Raw genomic sequence first — 12,733 nt, 5'->3', positions numbered from 1 at the left:
TGCCGAACTCAGAAGTGAAACGCCGTAGCGCCGATGGTAGTGTGGGGTCTCCCCATGTGAGAGTAGGGAACTGCCAGGCATCAAATAAGAAGAACCCCGTACCGTAAGGTGCGGGGTTTTTTGCTTTGTTTTCTCCCTCTCCTTGAAACTTTCTCACCTTAAGCTTGCAGACTCGACATTCACGCCAATTCTGGGTATCGTTGGCTGTCTGGATGTCTAAACGTTTATACGTATGCTGTGAGGATACAAGGTTATGCCGATTCGGGTGCAGGACGAGCTACCAGCCGTCAATTTCTTACGTGAAGAAAACGTCTTTGTGATGACCACTTCACGCGCGACAGGTCAGGAAATTCGCCCGCTGAAGGTGCTCATCCTTAATCTGATGCCCAAAAAGATCGAAACAGAGAATCAGTTCCTGCGCCTGCTTTCGAACTCTCCGCTTCAGGTGGATATTCAGCTGCTGCGGATCGATGCCCGTGAGTCGCGTAATACGCCTTCTGAGCATTTGAATAACTTCTACTGTAACTTCGACGATATCCGCGAGGAAAACTTCGACGGACTGATTGTCACCGGTGCGCCGCTGGGCCTGGTAGAATTTAATGATGTCGCCTACTGGCCGCAGATCAAACAGGTACTGGAGTGGGCAAAAGATCACGTCACGTCCACGCTGTTTGTCTGTTGGGCAGTACAAGCTGCGCTGAATATCCTCTACGGCATCCCCAAACAAACCCGTACCGAAAAACTCTCCGGCGTATACGAACACCACATTCTTCACCCTCATGCCTTGCTGACACGCGGGTTTGATGATTCGTTCCTGGCCCCGCATTCGCGCTACGCCGATTTCCCGGCGCAGCTGATTCGCGACTACACCGATCTGGAGATCCTGGCCGAAACAGAAGATGGCGATGCTTACCTGTTTGCCAGCAAAGATAAGCGTATTGCCTTTGTAACCGGGCATCCTGAATACGATCCACACACCCTCGCGGCAGAGTATTTCCGTGATGTCGAAGCGGGTCTCAATCCGGATGTGCCGTATAACTACTTCCCGAAAAACGATCCCCAGAACAAACCGCGAGCCACCTGGCGCAGTCACGGGAATTTGCTGTTTACCAACTGGCTCAACTATTACGTCTACCAGATAACGCCATACGATCTGCGTCACATGAATCCGACGCTGGAGTAATCTTCTGCGTAAAACGATCCTAAAGCGTTTCAGCTATTCACATCAGGCACCTTCGGGTGCCTTTTTTATTTCCGAAATTCAACTCAACATGCAATAAAACTTTAAATTCACAGTAATCAATAAGTTGAAGTTAAATTGAATTTAAAATGGAAATTGTTTTTGATTTTGGAAAAAATAGAGATAGTCTTAATTCTGCTGAGCGAAAACTACACAACGATCTTTCGTTCGCATTGGGGATGTGAATTTGGATCTTTGATGAGGAGCAGAGTGATGACTCAACAGGCAACGACGGTCGATGAACTGGCCTTTACCCAGCCGTATGGCGAGCAAGAACAGCAAATTTTGACGGCTGAGGCGGTTGAATTCCTGACTGAACTGGTGACCCGCTTTACGCCGCAGCGCAATAAGCTGCTGGCTGCACGCATTCATCAACAGCAGGAAATTGATAATGGCAAGCTGCCTGGGTTTATTTCGGAAACCGCTTCCATTAGACGCGGCGACTGGGAAATCCGCGGCATCCCTGAAGATTTGCAGGATCGCCGCGTTGAGATCACTGGCCCGGTAGAGCGCAAAATGGTGATCAACGCCATGAACGCCAACGTCAAAGTCTTTATGGCGGATTTTGAGGACTCCCTGGCCCCGGACTGGCGTAAAGTGATCGACGGGCAGATCAACCTGCGCGATGCCGTTAATGGCACCATCAGCTATACCAACGAAGCCGGTAAAATTTATCAGCTGAAACCCAATCCGGCGGTTCTGATCTGTCGCGTACGCGGCCTGCACCTGCCGGAAAAACACGTCACGTGGCGCGGAGAAGCGATTCCGGGCAGCCTGTTTGATTTTGCCCTCTATTTCTTCCACAACCACAAAAACCTGCTGGCAAAAGGCAGTGGCCCCTATTTCTACCTGCCGAAGACCCAGGCCTGGCAGGAAGCGGCCTGGTGGAGTAAGGTGTTCAGCTACGCGGAAGATCGCTTCAACCTGCCGCGTGGCACCATTAAAGCCACCCTGCTGATTGAAACGCTGCCTGCCGTATTCCAGATGCATGAAATCCTGCACGCTCTGCGCGATCACATTGTGGGTCTGAACTGCGGACGCTGGGACTACATCTTCAGCTATATCAAAACGTTGAAAAACTACCCCGATCGCGTACTGCCGGATCGCCAGGTTGTCACCATGGATAAACCGTTCCTCAGCGCCTACTCGCGCCTGCTGATTAAAACCTGCCACAAGCGCGGTGCCTTTGCGATGGGCGGCATGGCGGCCTTTATTCCGAGCAAAGACGCTGAGCGTAACAATCAGGTGCTCAACAAGGTGAAAGCTGACAAGGAGCTTGAAGCGCGTAACGGTCACGACGGCACGTGGATCGCCCATCCAGGCCTGGCCGATACGGCAATGGAAGTCTTTAACCACGTGCTCGGCGACAACAAAAACCAGCTGTTTGTCACCCGTGATGACGATGCCCCAATCGCAGAAGAGCAACTTCTGGCGCCGTGCTCGGGTGAACGCACGGAAGAGGGCATGCGTGCCAATATCCGCGTGGCCGTGCAGTACATCGAAGCGTGGATCTCCGGTAACGGCTGTGTGCCCATCTACGGTCTTATGGAAGACGCGGCGACGGCAGAAATCTCCCGTACCTCTATCTGGCAGTGGATCCACCATCAGAAAACGCTCAGCAACGGCAAGCCGGTGACCAAATCCCTGTTCCGCCAGATGCTGGCCGAAGAGATGCGCGTCATTCAGGACGAGCTGGGCGAACACCGCTTTAGCAGCGGACGTTTTGATGATGCCGCCCGCCTGATGGAGCAAATCACAACCTCAGATGACTTAATCGACTTCCTCACCCTGCCAGGCTACCGCCTGCTTGCGTAAATCCACCACATAACAATATGGAGCATCTGCACATGAAAACCCGTACCCAACAAATCGAAGAACTGAAGAAAGAGTGGACACAGCCGCGCTGGGAAGGTATCCGTCGCCCGTACAGCGCTGAGGAAGTGGTGAAACTGCGTGGCTCGGTCAATCCGGAATGCACGCTGGCGCAAAATGGCGCGGCGAAGATGTGGCATCTGCTGCATGGCGGCTCCAAAAAGGGCTACATCAACAGCCTCGGTGCACTGACCGGCGGTCAGGCGTTGCAGCAGGCGAAGGCCGGTATCGAAGCCATTTATCTTTCCGGCTGGCAGGTCGCGGCGGATGCCAACCTGGCCTCCAGCATGTATCCGGATCAGTCGCTCTATCCGGCAAACTCGGTGCCGTCGGTGGTGGATCGGATCAACAACACCTTCCGCCGTGCGGATCAGATCCAGTGGGCGGCAGGTATTGAGCCAAACGATCCGCGCTTTATTGACTACTTCCTGCCGATCGTCGCGGATGCAGAAGCCGGTTTCGGCGGCGTGCTGAACGCCTTTGAGTTGATGAAATCGATGATTGAGGCCGGTGCAGCGGCCGTACACTTCGAAGATCAGCTGGCCTCGGTGAAGAAATGCGGACACATGGGCGGCAAAGTGCTGGTCCCGACCCAGGAAGCGATTCAGAAGCTGGTCGCTGCGCGTCTTGCCGCTGACGTGCTCGGCGTGCCGACGCTGGTGATTGCCCGTACCGACGCGGACGCGGCTGACCTGATCACCTCTGACTGCGATCCATACGACAGCGAGTTCATTACCGGCGAGCGCACCAGCGAAGGATTCTATCGTACCCATGCTGGCATTGAGCAGGCCATCAGCCGTGGCCTGGCGTATGCACCGTACGCGGATCTGGTCTGGTGCGAAACCTCCACGCCGGATCTGGCGCTGGCAAAACGCTTTGCCGATGCTATCCACGCCAAATACCCGGGCAAACTGCTGGCCTATAACTGCTCGCCGTCCTTCAACTGGCAGAAGAATCTGGACGATAAAACCATCGCCAGCTTCCAGCAGCAGCTGTCAGACATGGGCTACAAGTATCAGTTCATCACCCTGGCGGGGATCCACAGCATGTGGTTCAACATGTTCGACCTGGCGCACGCCTACGCGCAGGGCGAAGGCATGAAGCACTATGTTGAGAAAGTGCAGCAGCCGGAGTTTGCCGCGGGTAAAGAGGGCTATACCTTTGTTTCTCATCAGCAGGAGGTGGGAACCGGTTACTTTGATAATGTGACCACGATTATTCAGGGCGGCGCCTCCTCCGTCACCGCCTTAACGGGGTCAACAGAAGAAGCACAGTTCTAATCTTTTCCCCCTCTCCCCTCTGGGGAGAGGGTTGGGGTGAGGGGGAATCTATGTCGCGTGGTCTGGAATTACTGATTGCACAGACTATTTTGCAGGGCTTCGATGCCCAGTATGGTCGTTTTCTGGAAGTCACCTCCGGCGCGCAGCAGCGCTTTGAGCACGCCGACTGGCATGCGGTCCAGCAGGCCATGAAGCAGCGTATTCACCTCTACGATCATCACGTGGGACTGGTGGTGGAACAACTGCGCTGCATTACCGACGGTAAAAACCCTGACGCGGCATTTTTACTGCGCGTTAAGGAGCACTACACCCATTTGTTGCCAGACTACCCGCGCTTCGAGATTGCGGAGAGCTTTTTCAACTCCGTGTATTGCCGGTTATTTGACCACCGCTCATTATCTCCTGAGCGGTTATTTATTTTTAGCTCCCAGCCGGAGCGCCGTTTTCGCACCATTCCGCGCCCGCTGGCGAAGGATTTTTTCCCCGACCACGGCTGGGAGAAGCTCCTGCACCGCGTGTTAACAGATTTACCGCTGCGTTTGCCGTGGGAGAATAAAGCCCGCGATATTGGCTTTATCATCGCCCATCTCCACGAATCCTTTGGCGAAGAGGCTCTCAGCCACTGCCATTTGCAGGTCGCCAACGAGCTTTTCTACCGCAATAAAGCCGCATGGCTGGTGGGCAAGCTGGTGACGCCCTCCGCCACCGTGCCGTTTCTGCTGCCCATACACCGTACCGATGACGGCGAACTGTTTGTCGATACCTGCCTGACCACCAGCGCTGAGGCCAGCATTGTGTTTGGCTTCGCCCGCTCCTATTTTATGGTCTACGCTCCGCTGCCTGCCGCCCTGGTGGAGTGGTTGCGCGAGATCCTGCCGGGCAAAACCACCGCCGAGCTGTATATGGCGATTGGCTGTCAAAAGCATGCCAAAACGGAAAGCTACCGGGAGTATTTGCGTTATGTCACCACCGCCGATGAGCAATTTATCGAAGCGCCCGGCATTCGCGGCATGGTGATGCTGGTCTTTACGCTGCCGGGATTTGACCGGGTTTTTAAGGTCATCAAAGATACATTCGCGCCGCAGAAAGAGATGACCGCAGCGCATGTTCGTGCCTGCTATCAGCTGGTGAAAGAACACGATCGCGTCGGACGTATGGCGGATACGCAGGAGTTTGAAAATTTTGTGCTGGATAAGCGGCAGATCGATCCGGCTTTAATGGCCCTGTTACTGCAGGAAGCACCGGCAAAAATCACCGATTTGGGCGACAAAATAGCGATTAGCCATCTGTATATCGAGCGCCGTATGGTGCCGCTGAATATCTGGCTGGAACAGGCCGACGGTCAGGCTTTAAAAGATGCCATTGAAGAGTACGGCAACGCGATTCGTCAGCTTGCCGCCGCCAATATCTTCCCTGGCGACATGCTGTTTAAAAACTTCGGCGTGACCCGACACGGGCGGGTAGTGTTCTATGATTACGATGAAATTTGCTACATGACCGAGGTTAATTTCCGCGATATCCCGCCGCCCCGTTACCCGGAAGATGAACTCTCCGGCGAGCCGTGGTACAGCGTCTCACCGGGCGATGTCTTTCCCGAGGAGTTTCGCCACTGGCTGTGCGCCGACCCGCGTATTGGGCCATTGTTTGAAGAGATGCATGCCGATCTGTTTCGTGCCAGCTACTGGCGCGGGCTGCAAACGCGGATCAAAAACGGGCATGTGGAAGATGTGTACGCCTACCGTCGTAAGCAGCGGTTTTGCATCCGGTTTTCTCTCTCTCCCGCAGGGTAAGGGCATCATGTTTTCTCCCTCTCCCTGTGGGAGAGGGCCGGGGTGAGGGCAACAGACCGCACTCAATCCTAGCGAATCCCACCATACGCCAGGGTCACCTCTTTCGCCGCCTTAATCACCAGCGCACCCAGCTCGGTGACGCGATCGTCGGTCATACGGGAAATCGGCCCGGAGATGGAGATGGCGGCAAACGGTTCGCGATGCTCGTCAAAGATACAGGCCGCAATGCAGCGCAGGCCCAGGGCGTGCTCCTCGTCGTCAAACGAATAGCCGCGCTTACGGGTCAACGCCAGATCTTCTTTCAGATGCACCGGTGAAACCAGCGTGGCGTGGGTATAGGCGTGCAGCCCTTTACGGTGCAGCAGCCCCGTCACCTGTTCCTCGCTCAGCTGCGACAAAAAGGCTTTCCCCGCGCCGGACGCGTGCATAGGCAGCTTACCGCCAATGGGGGCTGACATACGCATCAGCTGGGTACACTGTACCTGGTCAATGATGATCGCCTGATGGTCGCTCTGGTCGAGCACGGCCAGATTCACGGTCTCGCCCGACTCTTCCATTAATTTGCGCAGGATAGGGTGCACAATCGCCAGCAGGTTGCGGCTTTGCAGGAAGCTGCTGCCGACGATGAACGCATGGGCGCCGACTGCCCAGTGCCCCAGCTCGCCAACCTGACGCACAAAGCCAAGCTGTTGCATGGTGGTCAGCAGCCTGTGCGTAGTGGAGTTCGGCAAACCGGCCTGTTGGGCCAGCTCCGTCAGGGCCACGCTGCTGTGCGACTCGGCTATCCATTCCAGCAGCTTCAAACCGCGTGTAAGCGATTGAACCTGTCCACCCTGTTGTGCGGCGGGGGTGGCAGCAGGTTTTCTGCCGCGTTTCGCGGGAACGGTCGTGACCATGACGATCTCCTTTTTCTGTATCGTGGAAATCATTTTCGTTTTATTTGGTGATTTTGCAACCGTTATCCTGACTGATCGGATGAGTGATAGTGAACATGTCTCATGTTACCGCCGTGTGACTTTTCCACCCTGCAAGATTGTGCCAGTATGGACCGCAGCCTTTTGGCCTGGTTGAGCGTTGTCGGGAGCAAGTGTGAGCAGCAAAGTAGAGCAACTGCGTGCGCAGTTAAATGAACGAATTCTGGTGCTGGACGGCGGCATGGGCACCATGATCCAGAGCTATCGCCTCAGTGAAGACGATTTCCGTGGCGAACGTTTTGCGGACTGGCCATGCGATCTCAAAGGTAACAATGACCTGCTGGTATTAAGCAAACCGCAGGTGATTGCGGATATCCACAACGCCTACTTCGAAGCGGGTGCGGATATCGTTGAAACCAACACCTTCAACTCGACAACCATCGCCATGGCGGATTACCAGATGGAATCCCTGTCGGCGGAGATAAACTATGAGGCGGCGAAGCTGGCCCGCGCCTGTGCCGACGCGTGGACGGCGCGCACGCCGGAGAAACCGCGCTACGTTGCCGGGGTGCTGGGCCCAACCAACCGCACCGCCTCTATTTCACCGGACGTAAACGACCCGGCGTTTCGTAACATCACCTTTGACCAGCTGGTGGCAGCCTACCGTGAATCAACCAAAGCGCTGGTGGAAGGCGGTTCCGACCTGATCCTGATTGAAACGGTTTTCGATACCCTCAATGCCAAAGCCGCGATTTACGCGGTGAAAGAGGAGTTCGAGGCGCTGGGCGTCGAGCTGCCAATTATGATTTCCGGCACCATTACCGATGCCTCTGGCCGTACCCTGTCCGGGCAGACCACCGAAGCGTTTTATAACTCTTTGCGCCACGCGGAAGCGCTCTCCTTCGGCCTGAACTGTGCGCTGGGTCCGGATGAGCTGCGCCAGTATGTGCAGGAACTGTCACGTATTGCGGAATGCTACGTCACCGCACACCCGAACGCCGGTCTGCCAAACGCCTTTGGCGAATATGATCTGGATGCAGACACCATGGCGGCGCAGATCCGCGAATGGGCCGAATCCGGTTTCCTGAATATCGTTGGCGGCTGCTGCGGCACCACGCCAGAGCACATCGCCGCAATGAGCAATGCCGTGGCCGGTCTGCCGCCGCGTAAACTGCCCGAGCTGCCGGTTGCCTGCCGGCTCTCCGGCCTTGAGCCGTTGACCATCGGTGACGACAGCCTGTTTGTGAACGTTGGGGAACGTACCAACGTCACCGGTTCCGCGAAATTCAAACGCCTGATCAAAGAAGAGAAGTACAGTGAAGCGCTTGACGTTGCCCGCCAGCAGGTAGAAAGCGGCGCGCAGATCATCGACATCAACATGGATGAGGGGATGCTCGACGCCGAGGCGGCGATGGTACGTTTCCTCAACCTGATCGCCGGCGAGCCGGATATCGCTCGCGTGCCGATCATGATTGACTCCTCCAAATGGGAAGTGATCGAAAAAGGGCTGAAGTGCATTCAGGGCAAAGGTATCGTCAACTCCATCTCAATGAAAGAAGGGGTCGATATCTTTATTCACCACGCGAAGATGGTGCGCCGCTACGGCGCGGCCGTGGTGGTGATGGCCTTTGATGAAGTGGGCCAGGCGGACACCCGCGAGCGCAAAATTGAGATTTGCCGCCGCGCGTACAAGATCCTGACCGAAGAGGTGGGCTTCCCGCCGGAAGACATCATCTTTGACCCGAACATCTTCGCCGTCGCCACCGGGATTGAAGAGCACAATAACTACGCCCAGGACTTTATCGGCGCGTGTGAAGACATCAAACGTGAGCTGCCGCATGCGCTGATCTCCGGCGGTGTCTCGAACGTGTCGTTCTCGTTCCGCGGCAACGACCCGGTACGTGAAGCGATCCACGCCGTATTCCTCTACTACGCCATCCGCAACGGGATGGATATGGGGATCGTCAACGCCGGACAGCTGGCGATTTATGACGATCTGCCCGCAGAACTGCGCGACGCGGTGGAAGATGTGATCCTCAACCGCCGTGACGACGCCACCGAGCGGCTGCTCGATCTGGCAGAAAAATACCGCGGTAGCAAATCGGACGACGCTGCCAACGTCCAGCAGGCCGAGTGGCGTAGCTGGGATGTCAAGAAGCGGCTGGAATATTCGCTGGTAAAAGGCATCACCGAATTTATCGAGCAGGATACCGAAGAGGCGCGCCAGCAGGCCGCCCGGCCCATCGAGGTTATCGAAGGGCCGCTGATGGACGGCATGAACGTGGTGGGCGATCTGTTCGGCGAGGGCAAAATGTTCCTGCCGCAGGTGGTTAAGTCCGCGCGCGTAATGAAGCAGGCCGTGGCGTATCTGGAGCCGTTCATCGAAGCCAGCAAAGAGCAGGGCTCCAGCAACGGTAAAATGGTTATCGCCACCGTGAAGGGCGACGTGCATGACATCGGAAAGAACATTGTCGGTGTGGTGCTGCAGTGCAATAACTACGAGATTATTGACCTTGGCGTAATGGTGCCGGCGGATAAAATCCTCAGGACCGCGCGCGAAGTCAATGCTGACCTGATTGGCCTTTCCGGGCTGATTACCCCGTCGCTCGACGAGATGGTTAACGTGGCGAAAGAGATGGAGCGTCAGGGCTTCACCATTCCGCTGCTGATTGGCGGGGCGACCACCTCAAAAGCGCATACTGCGGTGAAGATTGAGCAGAACTACAGCGGCCCGACGGTCTATGTTCAGAACGCCTCGCGCACCGTGGGCGTGGTCTCAGCGCTGCTCTCCGACACCCAGCGCGATGACTTTGTGGCCCGGACCCGCAAAGAGTACGAAACCGTCCGCATTCAGCATGCCCGCAAGAAACCGCGCACCCCACCGGTGACGCTTCAGGCGGCGCGCGATAACGATCTGGCGTTTGACTGGGCGAGCTATACGCCGCCGGTTGCCCATCGCCTGGGCGTGCAGGAGGTGACCGCCAGCATCGAAACGCTGCGCAACTACATCGACTGGACACCATTCTTTATGACCTGGTCGCTGGCGGGCAAATATCCGCGTATCCTGGAAGATGAGGTTGTCGGCGAAGAGGCGAATCGCCTGTTTAAAGACGCTAACGACATGCTCGACAAACTCAGCGCCGAGAAATCCCTTAACCCGCGCGGCGTGGTGGGGCTGTTCCCGGCTAACCGCGTGGGCGACGACATCGAAATTTATCGCGATGAGACGCGCACTCACGTGCTGACAGTAAGCCATCACCTGCGCCAGCAAACCGAAAAGGTCGGGTTTGCCAACTACTGTCTGGCCGATTTTGTTGCGCCGAAGCTGAGTGGTAAAGCCGACTACATCGGTGCCTTCGCCGTGACCGGCGGTCTGGAAGAGGACGCCCTGGCGGATGCCTTTGAAGCGCAGCACGATGATTACAACAAAATCATGGTCAAAGCGATTGCCGATCGTCTGGCGGAAGCGTTCGCAGAGTATCTGCATGAGCGCGTACGCAAGGTTTACTGGGGCTACGCGGCGAATGAAAATCTCAGCAATGAGGAGCTGATCCGCGAAAACTACCAGGGGATCCGCCCGGCACCCGGCTACCCGGCCTGTCCGGAACATACCGAAAAGGGCACCATCTGGCAGCTGCTGGACGTTGAGGCCCATACCGGAATGAAACTGACCGAATCTTTCGCGATGTGGCCTGGGGCATCGGTATCCGGCTGGTACTTCAGCCATCCGGACAGCAAATACTTTGCCGTGGCGCAGCTGCAGCGCGATCAGATTGAAGATTATGCACTGCGTAAAGGCATGAGCGTCTCTGAAGTGGAGCGTTGGTTAGCGCCGAATCTCGGCTACGACGCCGACTGACCGTCACTTTTCCTTACAACTAACAGGGCGCTCATTGAGCGCCCTGTCTCTTTCTTACGTTTAAACCCTTATACTGACCTAAGGAAAATGAATAACGATAAGGAGGATAACCTTCCGTGCTGACCCTGTTACATCTGCTCTCGGCAGTCGCACTGCTGGTCTGGGGCACCCATATTGTCCGTACCGGCGTGATGCGCGTATTTGGCGCACGTTTACGTACTGTTCTCAGCAGCAGCGTGGAGAAGAAACCGCTCGCCTTCTGCGCGGGTATTGGCGTAACGGCGCTGGTTCAGAGCAGTAATGCGACCACATTGCTCGTGACATCGTTTGTCGCTCAGGATCTGGTGGCGCTGGCCCCTGCACTGGTTATTGTGCTGGGCGCTGACGTGGGTACCGCGCTGATGGCACGTATCCTGACTTTCGATCTCTCCTGGCTGTCGCCGCTGCTGATATTTATCGGGGTCATCTTTTTCCTTGGGCGTAAGCAGACGCGCGCTGGTCAGCTTGGACGCGTGGGGATTGGCCTCGGGCTGATTCTGCTGGCGCTGGAGCTGATTGTGCAGGCGGTCACGCCCATTACCGAAGCCAACGGCGTGCAGGTTATCTTCGCCTCGTTAACCGGCGATATTATGCTGGATGCGCTCATCGGCGCGGTGTTTGCCATCGTCAGTTACTCCAGCCTGGCGGCGGTGCTGCTGACGGCCACGCTCACCGCCGCAGGGGCGATCTCCTTCCCGGTCGCACTGTGTCTGGTGATCGGGGCTAACCTCGGCTCGGGCCTGCTGGCGATGCTCAATAACAGCGCTGCCAATGCTGCCGCGCGCCGCGTGGCGCTCGGCAGTCTGCTGTTTAAGCTGGTGGGCAGCCTGATTATTCTGCCGTTTGTGCACCCACTGGCGAACCTGATGGACAACCTCTCTCTGCCGAAGGCCGAGCTGGTGATCTACTTCCACGTCTTCTATAACCTGGTGCGCTGCCTGGCGATGGTGCCGTTTGCTGAACCGATGGCGCGCTTCTGTGAACGGCTTATACGCGATGAACCGGAGCTGGATGCGCGCCTGAAACCGAAGCATCTGGATACCTCCGCGCTGGATACTCCTGCGCTGGCGCTGGCCAATGCCGCCCGCGAGACGCTGCGCATGGGTGATGCCATGGAAACCATGCTCGAAGGCCTGCAAAAGGTGATGCACGGCGAGCCGCGGGAAGAGAAAGAGCTGCGCCGGCTGGCGGATGATATCAACGTACTTTATACCGCTATCAAGCTCTATCTGGCGCGCATCCCGCAGGATGAACTGGCGGAAGAGGAGTCCCGCCGCTGGGCGGAAATTATAGAGATGTCGCTTAACCTTGAGCAGGCTTCGGATATTGTGGAGCGGATGGGCAGTGAAATTGCTGACAAATCTCTGGCCGCCCGCCGTGCGTTCTCCGTCGAAGGGCTGAAGGAGCTGGAAGCCCTGCACGAACAACTTCTTAGCAACCTGAAGCTGGCGATGCTGGTCTTCTTCTCCAGCGATGTGCCGAGCGCACGCCGTCTGCGCCGCAACAAGCATCGCTTCCGTATCCTCAACCGCCGCTACTCGCACGCCCACGTTGAACGTCTGCACCAGCAGAACGTGCAGAGTATCGAAACCAGCTCCCTGCACCTGGGGCTACTGGGGGATATGAAACGCCTTAACTCATTGTTCTGTGCGGTGGCGTACAGCGTGATGGAACAGCCGGATGAAGATGACGAGCGGGATGAGTATTAATCTCTGAAAGCGCCTCGCAAAACCCATTTG

Annotated in this window: 7 protein-coding genes; 6 read left to right on the top strand and 1 reads right to left on the bottom strand. The window is 56.5% G+C overall.

The window, feature by feature from the left end:
- Positions 1-253: 253 nt before the first annotated feature.
- From metA to aceK, 4 genes are all read left to right on the top strand, one after another.
- On the top strand, positions 254-1,183 hold the full coding sequence (metA, locus tag EQV24_RS23140) for a homoserine O-succinyltransferase (RefSeq protein WP_013095021.1): 930 nt from the start codon (positions 254-256) through the stop codon (positions 1,181-1,183).
- Positions 1,184-1,453: 270 nt separating this feature from the next.
- Positions 1,454-3,055, top strand: coding sequence for a malate synthase A (gene aceB / locus EQV24_RS23135; RefSeq protein ID WP_095907227.1), 1,602 nt, complete (start codon positions 1,454-1,456; stop codon positions 3,053-3,055).
- A gap of 32 nt (positions 3,056-3,087) precedes the next feature.
- Entirely contained in the window at positions 3,088-4,392 is a 1,305-nt protein-coding gene (gene aceA, locus EQV24_RS23130; RefSeq protein ID WP_020686610.1) for an isocitrate lyase, read from the top strand.
- A gap of 50 nt (positions 4,393-4,442) precedes the next feature.
- Positions 4,443-6,182 (top strand): bifunctional isocitrate dehydrogenase kinase/phosphatase, encoded by a 1,740-nt coding sequence (gene aceK, locus EQV24_RS23125; RefSeq protein ID WP_130627090.1) that lies wholly within the window; start codon positions 4,443-4,445, stop codon positions 6,180-6,182.
- Between the two features lie 68 nt (positions 6,183-6,250).
- On the opposite strand, the gene iclR is transcribed toward aceK, so the two are convergent.
- Complete coding sequence (gene iclR / locus EQV24_RS23120) at positions 6,251-7,078, bottom strand: glyoxylate bypass operon transcriptional repressor IclR (protein ID WP_013095025.1); 828 nt, start codon at positions 7,076-7,078, stop codon at positions 6,251-6,253.
- Between the two features lie 193 nt (positions 7,079-7,271).
- Between iclR and metH the strand changes: the two genes are divergently transcribed.
- Positions 7,272-10,955, top strand: a complete 3,684-nt coding sequence (gene metH, locus EQV24_RS23110; RefSeq protein ID WP_095907229.1) for a methionine synthase — start codon at positions 7,272-7,274, stop codon at positions 10,953-10,955.
- 116 nt (positions 10,956-11,071) lie between these two features.
- Complete coding sequence (locus EQV24_RS23105; RefSeq protein WP_013095027.1) at positions 11,072-12,703, top strand: Na/Pi cotransporter family protein; 1,632 nt, start codon at positions 11,072-11,074, stop codon at positions 12,701-12,703.
- Positions 12,704-12,733 lie beyond the last annotated feature (30 nt).

The organism is Enterobacter sp. A8, from assembly GCF_004296595.1.
GTDB classification, from domain to species: Bacteria; Pseudomonadota; Gammaproteobacteria; order Enterobacterales; family Enterobacteriaceae; genus Enterobacter; species Enterobacter cloacae.
Note: the sequence above shows the minus strand (reverse complement) of the source record. Positions and strands in the feature narration are given on the sequence as shown.